Source organism: Lysinibacillus agricola (assembly GCF_016638705.1).
In the GTDB taxonomy this organism is placed as follows: Bacteria; Bacillota; Bacilli; order Bacillales_A; family Planococcaceae; genus Lysinibacillus; species Lysinibacillus agricola.
Genome location: NZ_CP067341.1, coordinates 3,617,411 through 3,633,743, shown reverse-complemented (window position 1 = coordinate 3,633,743; position 16,333 = coordinate 3,617,411). Strand labels below are relative to the sequence as shown.

16 protein-coding genes and 1 pseudogene are annotated in these 16,333 nt (G+C 36.7%); 16 read left to right on the top strand and 1 reads right to left on the bottom strand.

Annotated elements, in window-relative coordinates:
* Positions 1 to 424: 424 nt before the first annotated feature.
* From xseA to FJQ98_RS18005, 13 genes are all read left to right on the top strand, one after another.
* Complete coding sequence (xseA, locus tag FJQ98_RS18065; RefSeq protein ID WP_053597069.1) at positions 425 to 1,777, top strand: exodeoxyribonuclease VII large subunit; 1,353 nt, start codon at positions 425 to 427, stop codon at positions 1,775 to 1,777.
* Between the two features lie 2 nt (positions 1,778 to 1,779).
* Positions 1,780 to 2,013 carry an exodeoxyribonuclease VII small subunit gene (gene xseB, locus FJQ98_RS18060; RefSeq protein WP_053597070.1) on the top strand — a complete coding sequence of 78 codons (234 nt, stop codon included), beginning with the start codon at positions 1,780 to 1,782 and terminating at the stop codon, positions 2,011 to 2,013.
* Positions 2,014 to 2,016: 3 nt separating this feature from the next.
* The gene (locus FJQ98_RS18055) at positions 2,017 to 2,898 is read left to right on the top strand and encodes a polyprenyl synthetase family protein (RefSeq protein ID WP_053597071.1); all 882 of its coding nucleotides are present in this window, start codon (positions 2,017 to 2,019) and stop codon (positions 2,896 to 2,898) included.
* A 164-nt stretch (positions 2,899 to 3,062) separates the two neighbouring features.
* The gene (dxs, locus tag FJQ98_RS18050) at positions 3,063 to 4,964 is read left to right on the top strand and encodes a 1-deoxy-D-xylulose-5-phosphate synthase (protein WP_053597072.1); all 1,902 of its coding nucleotides are present in this window, start codon (positions 3,063 to 3,065) and stop codon (positions 4,962 to 4,964) included.
* Complete coding sequence (locus tag FJQ98_RS18045) at positions 4,964 to 5,782, top strand: TlyA family RNA methyltransferase (RefSeq protein ID WP_053597073.1); 819 nt, start codon at positions 4,964 to 4,966, stop codon at positions 5,780 to 5,782. The genes dxs and FJQ98_RS18045 overlap by 1 nt, the downstream gene beginning before the upstream one ends.
* A 100-nt stretch (positions 5,783 to 5,882) precedes the next feature.
* Positions 5,883 to 6,332: a transcriptional regulator AhrC/ArgR gene (gene ahrC / locus FJQ98_RS18040; RefSeq protein ID WP_053597074.1), complete on the top strand. Its 450-nt coding sequence runs from the start codon at positions 5,883 to 5,885 to the stop codon at positions 6,330 to 6,332.
* Between the two features lie 34 nt (positions 6,333 to 6,366).
* Entirely contained in the window at positions 6,367 to 8,058 is a 1,692-nt protein-coding gene (gene recN, locus FJQ98_RS18035) for a DNA repair protein RecN (RefSeq protein ID WP_053597075.1), read from the top strand.
* A gap of 121 nt (positions 8,059 to 8,179) precedes the next feature.
* On the top strand, positions 8,180 to 9,127 hold the full coding sequence (locus FJQ98_RS18030) for a SpoIVB peptidase S55 domain-containing protein (RefSeq protein ID WP_053597076.1): 948 nt from the start codon (positions 8,180 to 8,182) through the stop codon (positions 9,125 to 9,127).
* 345 nt (positions 9,128 to 9,472) lie between these two features.
* Positions 9,473 to 10,264 (top strand): sporulation transcription factor Spo0A, encoded by a 792-nt coding sequence (gene spo0A, locus FJQ98_RS18025; protein ID WP_053597077.1) that lies wholly within the window; start codon positions 9,473 to 9,475, stop codon positions 10,262 to 10,264.
* Between the two features lie 159 nt (positions 10,265 to 10,423).
* Positions 10,424 to 10,660, top strand: a complete 237-nt coding sequence (locus FJQ98_RS18020; protein ID WP_053597078.1) for a hypothetical protein — start codon at positions 10,424 to 10,426, stop codon at positions 10,658 to 10,660.
* A gap of 136 nt (positions 10,661 to 10,796) precedes the next feature.
* Positions 10,797 to 11,138, top strand: a complete 342-nt coding sequence (locus FJQ98_RS18015) for a hypothetical protein (RefSeq protein ID WP_053597079.1) — start codon at positions 10,797 to 10,799, stop codon at positions 11,136 to 11,138.
* 615 nt (positions 11,139 to 11,753) lie between these two features.
* A complete protein-coding gene (locus FJQ98_RS18010) occupies positions 11,754 to 12,242 on the top strand; it encodes a hypothetical protein (protein ID WP_143115069.1) in 489 nt (162 codons plus the stop codon).
* A 245-nt stretch (positions 12,243 to 12,487) separates the two neighbouring features.
* Positions 12,488 to 12,649: a hypothetical protein gene (locus FJQ98_RS18005; RefSeq protein ID WP_201406737.1), complete on the top strand. Its 162-nt coding sequence runs from the start codon at positions 12,488 to 12,490 to the stop codon at positions 12,647 to 12,649.
* A 442-nt stretch (positions 12,650 to 13,091) separates the two neighbouring features.
* On the opposite strand, the gene FJQ98_RS18000 is transcribed toward FJQ98_RS18005, so the two are convergent.
* Positions 13,092 to 13,511, bottom strand: coding sequence for a DUF3139 domain-containing protein (locus FJQ98_RS18000; protein WP_053597081.1), 420 nt, complete (start codon positions 13,509 to 13,511; stop codon positions 13,092 to 13,094).
* Between the two features lie 324 nt (positions 13,512 to 13,835).
* Here FJQ98_RS18000 and FJQ98_RS17995 point away from each other — a divergent pair, with 324 nt between their 5' ends.
* The 3 genes and pseudogenes from FJQ98_RS17995 to FJQ98_RS17985 all read left to right on the top strand — a co-directional run bounded on the left by FJQ98_RS17995 (position 13,836) and on the right by FJQ98_RS17985 (position 16,030).
* Positions 13,836 to 14,177 carry a PH domain-containing protein gene (locus tag FJQ98_RS17995; RefSeq protein ID WP_053597082.1) on the top strand — a complete coding sequence of 114 codons (342 nt, stop codon included), beginning with the start codon at positions 13,836 to 13,838 and terminating at the stop codon, positions 14,175 to 14,177.
* Positions 14,178 to 14,295: 118 nt separating this feature from the next.
* Positions 14,296 to 15,659, top strand: a pseudogene (locus tag FJQ98_RS17990) (transposase).
* Positions 15,660 to 15,838: 179 nt separating this feature from the next.
* Entirely contained in the window at positions 15,839 to 16,030 is a 192-nt protein-coding gene (locus FJQ98_RS17985; protein ID WP_053594581.1) for a hypothetical protein, read from the top strand.
* The last annotated feature ends 303 nt before the right edge of the window (positions 16,031 to 16,333 follow it).

The window sequence follows — 16,333 nt, the reverse complement described above, 5'->3', positions numbered from 1 at the left end:
TAATTCAATGAAATTAAAGGATATATAAGTATAGCTCTTCGGCAAAACGAGGGGGTGATTTCCGTTCCGACTGAGCGCTTTGTTTTTGTCCGTGCGAAAGCGAGTAGCCTGGAATGGAAATCACCCTCATTAAGTACCCACTATATTCATAAAGATTTCCATAATCATTTTTTTAACTCTATTAAAGCCTTATAACTATAATTAGTTATGAGGCTTTGCTTTGTTACTTCAATGAATTCATATTAATTTAAAGGAATTTATTCAGCTCACTATTCAAAAGTTATGTTATAGTAAGATTTTCAATTGTATGAAAGACAGTCGTTTTTTATAGCGAAACTGCAATTTGGCACGTCAGGTGCAATAAAAAATGTTATGATAGTTGTAGTTTTTTGAAAAACTTGATTTTAGTAAAGGAGCCGAAAAAATGTCATCTGCTTCTTATTTAACTGTAAAAGCATTAACGAAATATATTAAACGAAAATTTGATGCCGACCCGCATTTACGTGAAGTCTATGTAAAGGGAGAGCTATCCAACGTCAAGATACATCAATCAGGGCATATTTACTTTACATTAAAGGACGATGGAGCACGAATTGCGGCTACAATGTTTAAAACGGCAGCATCAAAATTAGCGTTTGAACCCAAGGAAGGTATGCAAGTTTTTATCCGTGGAGATGTAAACGTTTACGAAAGCTATGGTACATATCAATTATATGTACAGGAAATGCAGCCAGATGGGATTGGTAGCTTGTTTGTTGCCTTTAACCAGTTGAAAGAACAGTTACAAAAAGAAGGACTTTTTAAACCTGAATGGAAACAACCAATTCCGAGGTTTCCAGAAAAAATCGGTGTTTTAACGTCGACAACAGGTGCCGCCATTCGAGATATCTGTACAACATTAAAGAGACGCTATCCACTTGCTGAAGTTTTTATTTATCCAACCCTTGTACAGGGAGCACAAGCAGCGCCAAACATTGTTCACAATATTGAGCGAGCAAATATCGAAGCGAATTGCGATGTGCTGATTGTTGGGCGAGGCGGTGGATCGATTGAGGATTTATGGGCATTTAACGAGGAAGTTGTCGCACGAGCAATTTTTGAAAGTCGCATCCCAATTATTAGTGCAGTGGGTCATGAAACCGATACGACTATAGCGGATTATGTAGCTGATTTGCGCGCACCGACACCAACAGCAGCTGCTGAAATGGCTGTACCGGATCAACAAGATTTATTTCAACGGGTGCTTACACAAAAATCACAACTGCATCAAATCGTAAGAGCGCAACTTATGGCAGAACGTCAGCGTCTAAATAAGCTCCAACAATCTTATCCGTTGTCAATGCCAGAACGCCTATATCGACCATTTACGGAAAGGCTAGCACAACTTGAATCGGGATTACAAAAAGCAATGCAAGTCGATTTGATGAAGAAAACAGCGCAGTTTCAACAATTACATAGTGCGGTAGAACAGCACTCGCCGAAAAAGGCATTAGCTTTCCATCAACGAGAGCTAGAAACTAACGTCCAACAATTAACTCGTGCTGCAACGCATTATGTAACGAAGCAAAAACAACAATTTGAGGCAACTGTCAGAACTTTAGAAGCATTGAATCCATTAGCCATTTTAACAAGGGGCTTCACGGTAGCTTATAAAGATAATCAAATGTTAAAATCATCAGCTGATGTAAAACCGCATGATCAATTAACACTTTCCTTCCATGATGGAAAGGTTATTGCTGATGTGAAAAAGATCTTGCCGAAAAATGAGGGGGAATAATTGTGGCAGAGAAACAACAAACTTTCGCAGAAGCAATGACGGCACTTGAGGAAATTGTCCGCCAGCTAGAGCAAGGTGATGTGCCGCTAGAAAATGCGATTGATCTATATAAGCAAGGAATGGAGCTATCACAATTTTGCCATAGTAAGTTGCAACATGCTGAAGAGCAGTTAATTTCAATTGTCCAAGAGACAGGAGAGACTACAGCATTTGATCCACTAAAGGGAGAGAATTAAAAAATGAACGAGCAATTAAAACATTTTATTGAAAGCAACATACCACAAGTTGAAGCTGAAATGTTTGCACTTGTTGAGAAAATTGATGCGCCAGCCGATTTAAAAGAATCGATGCTTTATTCATTAAAAGCTGGAGGTAAACGTATTCGTCCTCTTTTCGTATTGGCCGTACTCGAGCTATACAATAAGAATTTGAAGGATGGTTTAACTGTAGGATCAGTCATTGAAATCATCCATACGTACTCGTTAATCCATGATGATTTACCAAGCATGGATAATGATGATTTCCGTAGAGGTAAGCCGACAAATCATAAAGTATATGGCGAGGCATTAGCGACACTTGCAGGAGATGCATTAAATACACTTGCGTTTGGCATTTTAGCACGCATGGATGTGTCAGCGGAAAAACGCATTGAGCTTGTCAATCTTTTAAGTGAAGCAGCCGGTGCAGAAGGTATGGTTGGTGGTCAAGTACTCGATATGGAAGGTGAGCAACGTCAGCTAAACTTAGCTGAACTTGAGCATGTCCATGTCAATAAAACGGGCGCTTTATTACGATTTAGTATTGAAGCGGGAGCCGTATTAGCTGATGTAACACAAGAGGATCGCGCAACTTTAAAGGAATATGCGCATCATATCGGCCTTGCCTTCCAAATTCAAGACGATATTTTAGATATTGAGGGAACTACAGAAGAACTGGGCAAAACTGCAGGTAAGGATGTAGCGAGTGATAAAAGCACATACCCAGCCCTGTTAACTTTAAATGGGGCAAAAGAAAAGCTAGCTGAGCATTATCAGCATGCCATTAACGCACTAGATAAATTGCAAGTAAATGTCAGCTTATTACGTGAGTTTGCAGCCTATATTGTTCATCGTAAAAACTAGGAGAAAAACAAGGCGTTAAAGGCAAAGAATATGCTAGAATAGGTGAGGGCGTTTGCCGATGTGCAAACAATAAAGTGTTCGTACTTTTAGCATATTGATAACACTGTTATAATGGTGGAAACACAATTACGGTGAATAATTTATTGAAAAGGTGTGTGAGAAAGGTGGATTTAAATAAGATAACTAGTCCATCCTTTTTAAAAAACTTAGATAAGAAGGATCTTGAGCAACTTGCACAAGAAATTCGTACTTTCTTAATTGAAAAATGTTCTGTCACAGGTGGTCATATCGGACCGAACCTAGGTGTTGTGGAGCTAACGATCATGCTCCATAAAGTGTTTGACAGTCCACAAGATAAGTTTTTATGGGATGTTGGCCACCAAGCTTACGTGCACAAAATTTTGACAGGTCGTGCGAGTCAATTTGACACATTACGTCAGTTCAAAGGGCTTTGTGGTTTTCCAAAGCGTGTGGAGAGTGAACATGATGAGTGGGAAACAGGTCATAGCTCGACATCTTTGTCAGCAGCCATGGGTATGGCGGCAGCACGTGATATAAAAAAAGAAAAGAACTTCGTGATACCAATTATTGGAGATGGAGCGTTAACTGGCGGTATGGCACTTGAGGCATTAAACCATATAGGCCATGCAGAAACAAATATGATTGTCATTTTAAATGATAATGAAATGTCAATCGCTCCAAACGTCGGAGCGTTACACAACGTACTAGGACGTCTTCGTACAGCCAAGGAATATTCAAAAGCAAAAGAAGAAGTGGAATCTCTCATCAATAAGATTCCTGTGCTAGGTGGTAAGCTTGCTTCAACTGCTGAGCGCTTAAAAGACAGCTTAAAATATTTAGTGGTATCAGGTGTGTTCTTTGAAGAGCTAGGCTTTAAATATCTTGGACCGATTGATGGACATGATTTCGATGCTCTTGAGACAACATTATCACAAGCTAAAAAAGTAAATGGCCCAGTACTCGTTCATGTTATTACGAAAAAAGGCAAAGGTTATAAACCTGCTGAGGATGATACAATCGGTAATTGGCATGGGACAGGTCCTTATAAAATTGAAAACGGTGCCTTTGTAAAGTCCGAAGCGAAAGGTCCAGCTTGGAGTAGTTTGATTGCTGAGACTGTCCGCAAAATTGCTCATGAGGATAAACGAATTGTCACTATAACTCCTGCAATGCCAGTAGGCTCGAAATTACAAGGTATCCAAAAGGATTTCCCAAATCGCTTCTTTGATGTGGGGATTGCTGAGCAACATGCAGCTACGATGGCGGCAGGCCTAGCAACACAAAATATGAAGCCGTTTTTAGCCATTTATTCAACGTTCCTTCAACGTGCCTATGACCAAGTACTGCATGATATCGCTCGTCCAAACTTGAATGTCTTCATTGGGATTGACCGTGCAGGCTTAGTTGGCGCAGACGGTGAAACACATCAAGGTGTATTTGATATTGCTTTCCTTCGTCATATACCAAATATGACAATTATGATGCCAAAGGATGAAAATGAAGGTCAACATATGGTGAAAACAGCCATTGAATATGATGGTGGCCCAATTGCGTTGCGTTATCCACGAGGTAATGGTATAGGCGTTCCGTTAGACGATGAACTTAAGACTTTACCAATTGGAAGTTGGGAAGTATTACGTGAAGGTAAGGATGCTACGATCTTAACCTTTGGTACGACGATTCCAATGGCAATGGAAGCAGCCAGTATTCTAGCCCAGCAAGGTGTAGAGATAGAAGTAGTCAATGCTCGTTTCATTAAACCAATGGATGAGGATATGCTGCACCGTATATTATCAAATCGTAAACCAATATTAACGATTGAAGAGGCAGTTCTACAAGGTGGCTTTGGTAGTGGGGTACTAGAGTTTGCCCATGACCATGGTTATTTAAGTGCACTGATTGATCGTATGGGTATCCCAGATCAATTTATTGAGCATGGAAATGTAGATCAGCTACTCGCTGAAATCCATATGACAGCTGAGGATACAGTGGCACGTATGCACGTGTTACTTCAACAAAAACAGCAAGTAGGTTTGAATAAATAATGACAAAACAACCAAAAGAACGTGTAGACATTTTACTTGTAGAACGTGGGCTATGTGAAACGCGAGAAAAAGCAAAGCGCTCTATTATGGCAGGGCTAGTTTTTTCTAATGAAACTCGCATCGATAAGGCGGGGGAAAAAATAGCTATAGATGCACCACTGCAAGTAAAAGGCTCTGATTTAAAATATGTAAGTCGTGGTGGCTTGAAGCTAGAGAAAGCACTACAAATTTTTGATATGTCTGTAGAAGGGAAGCTAATGCTTGACATTGGCTCCTCTACAGGGGGCTTTACGGATTGTGCATTACAGCATGGTGCAAGACATTGCTATGCATTGGATGTTGGCTCCAACCAACTAGCGTGGAAAATCCGCTCTGATGAACGTGTAACGGTGATGGAAAAAACAAATTTCCGTTATACGACAGCGGCAGATTTAACAGAGGGCTTACCAGACTTCGCAACAATTGATGTTAGCTTTATTTCGTTATCGCTTATTTTACCTGTCTTAAAAACACTGTTAATGCCAGGCGGCGATGTGATGGCGCTAGTAAAGCCTCAGTTTGAAGCTGGTAAAGAGAATGTTGGTAAAAAAGGCATTGTTCGTGATAAAAAAGTACATCTAGAAGTTCTAGAAAAAACAGCTGCAATGGCGACAAAGGTTGGCTTTGTCGTTAAGGATGCTTCGTTTTCTCCAATTACAGGAGGCGAAGGAAATATTGAATTTTTATTCCATTTAGTGAATCCTTTTGATGATGAAGAAATTCCTGCATATACAGCTTTTAATGCACTCGTTGAAGAAGCGCATAGTACACTAAAATAACACGTGCTCGTCTACAGAGCCGTGTTTTTTCTTGTGCTTTTATGCTGAAAATGGTAGTGTAAATATACAAATATCTAACTATTTATAAGAGGTGACCAACATGAACAAAGGACAAAGACATATACGAATTCGGGATATTATTGCCAATCATGAAATTGAGACACAAGATGATTTAGTCGATTTTTTAAAAGATGCAGGCTATAATGTGACACAAGCAACAGTATCACGAGATATTAAAGAACTTCATCTTGTCAAAGTACCTTTACAAGATGGACGCTATAAATATAGCTTGCCCGCAGACCAACGTTTCAATCCTATACAAAAATTACACCGTGCGTTAACTGATGCTTTTGTCAGCATTGACGGTGCATCTCACTTTTTAGTAATGAAAGCTCTTCCTGGTAATGCAAATGCTATTGCATCACTGCTTGACCATTTAGATTGGCCTGAAATTTTAGGTACTATTTCTGGAGACGATACTATTTTAATTATTTGTCGAGACGAAAATGAGCGTGAAAATACAAAAAATCGCTTATTAGAAATGCTATAAATAACAGGGTAATTTGATACAGAGGTGACATTTTGTGTTAAGAGAGCTTAGTATTCGAAACTTTGCCATCATTGAAGATTTGACAGTTAGCTTTTCAGATGGTTTAACTGTTTTAACAGGTGAAACAGGTGCAGGAAAATCAATTATTATTGATGCAGTTCATTTACTTGCTGGCGGTCGAGGAAATTCCGAATTCATTCGACATGGGACTAAAAAGGCTGAATTAGGTGGTTTATTTCAAATTTCAAATTCTGGACATCCTGTTCACAAGAAACTTGAAGAGGCCGGCATTGAAATCGAAGAAGATACCATTATTTTACGCCGTGATTTAAATGATTCTGGAAAAAGTGTTTGTAGAGTAAATGGTAAACTTGTGCCATTATCTGTACTACGTGATATTGGTGCTAGCCTCATCGATATTCATGGGCAGCATGAAAATCAAGAACTCATGGATGAGAAACAGCATATCTTTTTACTTGACCACTTTGCTGAGGAACAACTTATATCAATTCAAGAATTGTACAGTTCCCAGTATGATGAATATCGTTCGCTTAAAAAAGAATTAGCTTCTATCTCGATTGATGAACAGTTAATGGCGCAGCGTATTGATTTGTACCAATTCCAAATGAAAGAGCTAGAGGATGCCAATTTAAAGCTTGGCGAGGAAGATGAGCTTCTTGATGAACGACGCCGTCTTATGAATTTCAATAAGATTTTCGAACGTTCCAGTGCAGCATATGAAGCTATTCAAGGTGAATCAAAAGGCCTTGACTGGATTGGCAATGCTATGGGTGCCTTAGAGGATGCTGCGACCATTGACGAGCAATTTAAAGAGGCATCAGAATCAGTCACAACTGCGTTTTATGCGTTACAAGATGCTGCATATCAGGTCAAAAATGTTTTAGATGAGTTAGAATTTGACCCTGCTCGTTTAAATGAGGTTGAGCAGCGTTTAGCCTTATTACAAAATTTGAAGCGCAAATATGGCTCAACAGTCGAAGAGATTTTAACGTATTACGAAAAAATTAAAACAGAGCTTAATGAGCTCTTAAATCGTGACGAAATTTTGCAAGTAAAAGAACGAAAAGTACTGGAAATGGAATCAGTACTAAATGAGCTTGCTGCAGAACTTTCTACTGTACGAAAGGCAGCTGCGCATAATCTAAGTGAAGCTATTATGGCCGAACTACGCGAATTACATATGGAAAAAGCCAAATTTATTGTTAATTTTGATGAATTGCCTTACTTTGATGCGAATGGTAAAGACCAAGTAATTTTTTATATTTCTACGAATGTGGGCGAACCACCAAAATCTTTACCAAAAATTGCTTCTGGTGGAGAATTATCGCGAATGATGCTTGCACTTAAAACGATTTTCTCTTCTTCTAACGGCATAACATCAATTATTTTTGATGAGGTAGATACAGGTGTAAGTGGACGCGTGGCGCAAGCGATCGCAGAAAAAATTGCAGCGGTATCCGTTAATTCCCAAGTCTTATGTATTTCGCATTTACCACAAGTGGCTGCGATGGCAGATCATCATTATTTTATCAAAAAAGAAGTCGAGCATGATCGCACATTTACGTCATTGTTGGAAATAGATACGGATGCTCGTATTGAAGAAGTGAGTCGCATGATATCCGGTGCAGAGATTACAGACTTAACGTTGCAGCACGCAACAGAGCTTTTAAAAATGGCAAATGAACGAAAAAAACAAATGAGATAACAAAGAATCCAGAAACAGCACTGATGTTTCTGGGTTTTTTCTTTTTGCACAAATATTTACCGCTTATAAGAATGCCACAACAACACATAGTAAAAAGACAAAAATGAAAAGGAGGTGTCGTATGTATCGTCGTTGGCGTCAATTTGTCATTTTGCCTATGCTCATCGTTTTATTGTTCATGCCCGTAAAGGTTTTTGCTGCAAAAAAGCTTATTCCGATGGGCGAAGCAATTGGAATTCAACTTCAGCTATCACATGTATTTGTAGCGCATGATGTGCTATTAGCTTCCAATCAGTGGATGAAAGGAGGCGCTGTTGTTGAAAAAATAAATGATATCACTGTAAAAACGCTTGCGGATGCCAAACAAGCTGTTGCTAAGCAAGGGCAACAGAAATGGACGATAAAAAATGAAGGAAAAGAAGTAACCCTTGAGTTACAGGAGCAAGAAGCAGAACATGTTATTTCCTTTTTAAAAGATGAAACAGATGGAGTAGGAACATTGACATACATTGATCCAGAGACAAAAAATTACGGTGCATTAGGCCATCAAATTGTTGATTCAACCTTACAAGAAGCCCCTATTTTCCATGCTGGCTCCATTTTTTTAGCTTCGATTCAACAAATTCGTAAAAGTATACCTGGCCAACCTGGCTATAAAATATCCTCCATTGAAAAACATCAGGAACGATTAGGGAGTATAGATAAAAATACAGTTTATGGAATTTTTGGCCGTTGGGAAGACGGTTATCAACAAAGATTGCCTAAAGCAATTGAAATTATGCATGAAAAGGATATAAAAACAGGAAAAGCTGAAATCTACACGGCGATAGAGGGCAGTAAGGTGGAAACTTTTTCTATTGAAATTACAAAGGTCGAAAATGAACGCCTTGAATTCATAGTATCTGACAAAAAGCTCATTGAAAAAACAGGTGGTATTTTGCAGGGGATGAGTGGCAGTCCTATCATTCAAGACGGTCGTTTTGTGGGTGCAGTTACACATATGTTTGTGGAGGAGCCTAAAAAGGGAGCTGCAATTACAGTAGCGGAAATGTTAAAAAAATCATCATAAAAAAATGGAGCTTCCTTTTGGCGGCTCCATTCTTTCATGGAAGTGTTATTTATTATTTGGAAGTATTTCATTTATTTATGAAGGGATTAGCGATACTTTAAAAAAACTGTAGTTTTATCTCAGTTTATTCACTAAAATAAATAATATAAGCATTCGACAATTTGCTGGTATTTATCGTAACTTGTCGATATAAAAAGAAAGTATCGGACTACATACTCATTTTTGGAAATAGAAAAGGTTTTTAAAACAAAAATGTCGAAAATTCCACAGTGTGCTAAAAAACGCATAAGGGGTAGGGAAACGCTTTGAGATGATTCAAAGCATAGTTCAGAAGGAGGAATTGAAATGACAAAGGTTAAAGTAGCGATTGCAGATGATAATCGTGAGTTATTAAAAACGATGGAGCAGTATTTTCAAGGGCATCCTGAAATTGAAATAATTGCAACTGCTTCAAATGGGAAAGTTTGTTTGCAAATGTTGGAGGAATTTACACCTGATATTTTACTTCTAGATATAATAATGCCACATCTTGATGGGTTAGCTGTATTAGAATCAATGTATCAAAATGAACAAATGTCATCCGTTCAAGTTATAATGTTGACTGCTTTTGGTCAAGAAGATGTCATGAAACAAGCTGTAGACTTAGGTGCTTCCTATTTCATGCTAAAGCCATTTGAATTCGATCAGTTAGTTCAAAAGATTTTACATTGTGCTGGACAGAAGGCAATGCTTCCTAAAAAGACAAGCGTTTTACAACCTGCGGCACCTCAAAAATTAAATCAACATCAATTAGATAGCACGATCACAGCCATTATTAAAGAAATCGGCGTTCCTGCACATATTAAAGGGTACTCTTATTTGCGAGAGGCAATTCAAATGGTATTCGAAGATATCGAGTTATTAGGCTCTGTGACGAAAATTTTATATCCAGAAATCGCCAAAAAGTTCAATACAACTCCATCACGAGTTGAGCGTGCGATTCGTCATGCGATTGAAGTCGCATGGAATCGTGGCAATTATGAATCGATTTCGTCGATGTTTGGGTATACAGTACATCATTTAAAATCGAAGCCGACAAATAGCGAATTCATCGCCATGATCGCTGACAAGATTCGTATTGATATGATGGCGAGCTAAGTTTAGAGCTACAAGGGATTACAGGACTTATTTAGAGAGAATTCATTGAATTTATACCGACTAACTACTGATTTCATATAACTAATGTTAATTAATTGAATTAAATTATGAAACACATTCATTTATGGGGAATTCCCGTTCATGGAGGTGTTTTTTTTTATGACTGATTTCGATATTGAAATAGACAAGACTACAATTGCAAACTATACACGCAATATAAAGGTGTTTTCCGCTTACTTGTATCAAGAACAAGTGATTCATACTAATCCACTGAAAAACGTTAAGAACGTCAAGCCAGAGCATAAAATGAAGGTAATGCTAGAGGATAATGAACTTCTACAACTCTTTAAAGCGTTTGATGTGACAAAGTTTGATCAGTACAGGGATTGGAAGTAGTTGGGGAGTTAAATTACCCTAGTGGAAATTGAGGATTATTTAGGACAGTTGTTGATGGATAAGATCAATCTCAGTTGGAGAAAATATTTGTGAACTTAAGAACATGTTCAAATTTCAAGGATTGGGAGGACTAAATATGTCATCTGAAATGGGAGATATACATCGTACTGGTCGAGACATTAACGACGGAATAGTACATCTTGGCGGGCAAGCTGAGAGTGTTTTTAGTTCATTGGCTGAACAAGGTCGAGTTTCAATACAAAAGAAAGCAGACGAATTAGCTGCACATTATCTTGAAAGTAATCATAATCCAGACTATTATGATTGTATTAACATTGTAGCAGAGGGAGTTTTTACAGCAGGGAACGAAATAAAGGCTAGCAGTGGTTCTTGGGGAGAATCAGTAGATGCAGCACTTGATGCTGGTGTTGGAATTCCAGCAGCAAAAGTAGCTTGTAAAAGAATAACGATGTCTTAACATTAATTTTTGAAAAAGCATAGGCGTAAAAAGCTTATGCTTTTTGATATTTATTGATTTCTTTTATCCTCTCCTCAAACATAAAAAAAGAAGAATCGATTCCTCAATCCTTTCAATTTTAGGGAACGATAAGTTAGGACGTCCAGTTTATGAGACGTAGTTAACGAAGATAGGCGATTTTCCTGCAATATTAAAATGCAAAGATTTTTCAATCTCATCTAATGAAGCGATTAATCTAAATAAACCAATTTATGAGATAACAGTTCGTGATAATGAAGCAATTAAGGAGTATTTTGGACTAAATAAAGATACATATGGTAATGTAACTGTTTACGATGTGACTTATCGCATTATTAATGTGGACTATAGCAAACAAAGATTAATTCGAATTAGATTGGAAAAGTATTTACAAGAAGCGGCGGGTACCCCTATCTGTTTATTTTGTACGCTACCATAACATCATAAAAAAATAGGTATTCCCTTACAATTATATCGTTGGTAATATATAACTGTGAGTAGTGAAAATAGGGGTGTTGTGAAGTGAGAAAGATTAAATGATTATCTCTAATTATTGGTATTATAATGATTCTATGGGCGTGCGGTAAGAATGAATCTGTGAAGGCTGATGTTAATAATGTATCAGAAACTGAACCTAATAAGAAAATTGAAGTAGCACAAAAGGAAATGGAAGAAGAGGTTATTGACCCACAACCTAAAAATGATTTAAGTGCAGAAGTCGATATAATTATGAAAGATTTCAATATCATCTTAGTTGAGCATCAAGTAAACTTGAATAAATATTTGTTATTCACTTCCAATTTGCCATTAGAGGATTATCAAATGAAAGAGTTACTCGAAACTGGTGAATCAGTTGAAGAAAGTATGAATAGTATCAAATTAAATACTATTACTGAAGGAGATAAAAAGATTGCATACCTATTTGAGGAACTGAAAAAATACCAAGATATAAGGTTTCAAGCACTTAAAAAGTATATAGATGAACCTAATGATTATGAGTTAGAAATTATTAAGGCTAATACAGTTTTAGTTTCTGATATTGCATTAAAGATGATTGATATTAGAGCAAAAGGAATTGAAGAATGACAGCTTACTCTCTTTTGAGTAGGTTGTTTTTTTTTATTTGCAATCTTCCGAAAGCAGAAGATATTGAAATTAATAATTTGTGATTTGCAAAGGTGATTACTTAATGGAGTGGGCTTTTTTGATTGTGTCATAACTTAACAGTGTTTACACCTTGTATGAAGCGTGTTATTTGGATGTGTTATAATCAAATTTGTGAAGAAATGTACACTAACAGTACCGTATTGTTAAATAGATAGGGGGTCGGAATGATGGATAGCCAATATTTCGTAGGTTGGGGTACATTGGCGTTGATAAATGCTGCCCTTGCACAAGGGAAGAATAGAACGGGGTTAAATTGGTTTTTACTTTCTCTTGTATTAGGTCCATTGGCAACACTAATTTTGTTATTTGTGGAAAAGAGACAGTAAAACTACATAATTGATATAAGTTAATAAAGTGAGAAGCATGGTATGTAGACTCTCGCCTATTCAGCAATTAGGTGTTTAATAAACGTTAGTCGATGATAGATCAGCTTCAATAATGTCATAATTTATAAGAACTAAATACGAACGTATGAATTTGACACGCCTACATTTATTGATTTCCTTGAAAATCAAAAGTGGAAGGGTGTCTTTTTTTGTGTTCAAAAAGAGTACGATTACTGAATTATGTTACGCTGTGACGCTAAATATTTATCACCAGAGATCTTGAAGTCATATGAACTAACTTTAATGCTCTTTGCGTAGCAATGTGGATAGGGATAGAGGTAGCATAAAAAGGACTTGTGTGTAATTTTACGCACAAGCCCATAGATAGATGTGTGATGGTTATTGTTTCTATTGGTAAAGGAGATAATAGTCTTTGTTAACGTTAATCTCTATTATCTAAAGAATTTTTACATTCTTTCTCACTATATTTTGTCTCACCCTCAAATATGTCAGTAACACCATCCGATGAAAGTATGTCTTTTTCACAAAATTGCTGAACTTGTTTTCCTTTTTTAGTTATTCCATAATAATAGGTTGTATTCGGCTCATCTTTAAAAATGACCATATAATGTCCGTGATAAAAATCTTTATTTATTAAGTACTTTGGCTCAATATAATGTGATTTTTCAATTTCTTCGTCTGTATATCCCTTCACTTCTAAGTATTCTGGAACATACTTATTAGCCATGTATTTTGTATACGGATTACCATTGTTTAGCACATAAATAAAACCCATTGGAATAGCAATGACAATAACAGCAATTAGGATACTAATTGTAATATATATCTTTTTTTTATTCATTTTACGTCACCCTTCTTTATTGTTGCTTTCTTCTTAACAATATTCATTTTTTACGCACAAGTCCTTGATTGATGTGTGATAAGCTTTGTTTATCTTATTGAAAAATAAAAATCCCCCCTATTATTGAAGCTACAAACCATTTGCTCAATTTATCCAATGAACATCTATTTTAGTGTAATTTTACCCTATTTTAGTATTTAATCAATTAAAAATTACTGCTTATTCGAAATTTTAAATAGTATCGTTTAACGGAGTGGTGTTGAATTTATGGAAAAATAATCTCATATTTTAAATGAAGGATGGACATTTGGAGGGGGAGTTAAGATGGGGTTATTTGATGGGATAATAGGTAATGCAAGTGAAGTTAATCTAGAAAAATTACAGGAAGAAGTTAAAGATTTACTAACACCTAATGAAACAATTAAGAATGCCTATAAAATTATAAGAGATACGTTTATTTTTACGGATAAAAGACTTATCTTAATCGATAAACAAGGAGTCACTGGAAAGAAAACGCAATATCATTCAATTCCATATAAGAGTATTCTTCATTTTTCAGTTGAAACTGCGGGAACATTTGATCTAGATGCAGAGTTAAAAATTTGGGTTTCCGGTAGTGAATTACCGATACAGAAAAACTTTAATAAATCAACTAACATGAGTTAATTTCATAATTCTAGTCCCTTTAGTATCAAGGGTTCTAAAACAATAAAAAACGGGCACCTCCCCAAATTCGGTATAATGGTAGCGACGAAACTAACATACTGAATGAGGTGAATGCCCTATGACTATTGTAAAACAAATGAGCCTATTTGACATCCAAGAATTATTGGAAATGGAAAGTTCTCGTCGTTTTGATACGATTTTTGCCACTTTCGACGTGCAACCTATTTTTCAGTTGTTTTCAAAAAAGACATTACGTGGTGCCCCACGTGAATTAAATTACGGTGCTATGATACAGTCACTCATTATTCGTATTGTCGAACGAATTCCAACAATCAAGGATTTAATCAAACGTTTGGTCAATGATCCTTTATTCCGCTTGGATTGCGGTTTTCTTGTTTCTGATGTTGTGCCCTCTGAAGCGTCCTATTCGCGTATGATCGACGTCATTAGTCAATCAGATGTGCTCGATCACATGCAAGATACATTGATTCAAACAGCCTTTATAGAAGGTTTCCTTTGTGATGAACACCTCGCGATTGATGCCACTCATTTTGAGTCACGCGATGCAGCGAAACCTTCGGAGAAAAAAAGAGCCTGCACCACCCAAAAAAAACGTGGACGAAAATCAAAAGAAGAACGAAAAGCAGCTGGCTTACGGAACAAGCAGAAATCAAAAGCCAATCAGTCAACTTATGAAAAAGAAATCAAGGACCAACTTGATACACCACTAGAGACACTGTGGCAAGATGTACCCATCGAACCAAATTGGGGCATCAAAAAGAACAGTGATGGCAAAAATACGTTTTTGGTTTTGGCTTTAAAGGACATCTCGCGGTGACCACAAAGAGTCAATATATTGTTGGACGCCTCATGACATCTGCCAATTTGTCGGATAGTAAAGCAGCGATTCCTCTTTTAAAGAAAGGAAAAGACCTATTTCAAGGGCATTTTAAGACCGCTATTTTGGATGCAGGGTATGATTATGAGCCTATTTACCGTCAATTACATGCGTATCAAATGCGTGCAGTTATTCCCTATAATGTCCGTAATGAAGGCGAGTATCTTGGATTTGATGAGCATTTCAGGCCAGCCTGTGTACGTGAACACAGCTACTGTTACGACAGCTTCGATGAAAAGTACCGAACACTAAAATTCACAAGACCAAAAGAATGTGCAACCTGTCCGTTACGTAATGATTCCCTCTGTCAGAAGGTTTTCAAAATCAAATGTGACACGGATTTACGAAAATTCACGTATCCAGCACGAGGCTCTGAACTTTGGAAACAACTATATAAAGAGCGCACAGCCGTTGAACGTGTAAATGCATACTTAAAGCAATATTTTCAGTTAAACAATGTCCGTCACAGAACAGGAAGAAAAGCAAAACTTCATTTCAACCTGGTGACGTTTATTTATAATGCCTGTAAATTAGCAGTGGATCGTCTCAATGCTTTATTTGAAACACAAACTCAAGCAGCATAATTTTTAAAAACGTAATTTATCTTAATAGGAGCAGTCTAAGCTCTTGAAAAAAGTGATTTATGAAATTGATTCACATATATAAAATTCAAAGTGTGTTAGCGGAACATGTATTAGGAAAGTAATAAATTAAACGATCAACAATGCTGTTGATCGTTTATAATTTAATTGGGTGATAACATATGAAAAGCGTAAACATACAGCTTGACGAAAAAAACTCGTTAGAAATAACACAGATAGAAGATAATTTATTTGAAGTGCGGCTTGGAATGAATGGAAGCATTAGCGTTTACTTTATGACACGTGAGCAGCTCCTAAATTTTGATCAATTAGGTGCGCATCTTCACATTGAGGTTATTCTAGAGAAGGACTAGTAGCCAACATTCAACTTTATTCGAACACCTGTATAAACGGTTTCCAAGGCATGTTTATTTAGTCTTGAAGGCCTAAGTATGATTATGAAAATTATGACAGAAATATTATTTATTATTTAAGTTGGTTGAAAAATAAGTAAATTTCCTAATTGTTAACAGTGAAATGTATCAATGTGGACAGTGAGATTTTGAAGACTGAGAAAATCCTTGCTTTTTTATAGTATAAATCGACTAATAATGATGTGAAAATAAAAAAGGTGGATATATATATTGCTTATAAAGTACGTGTATATTCTTTCTGAG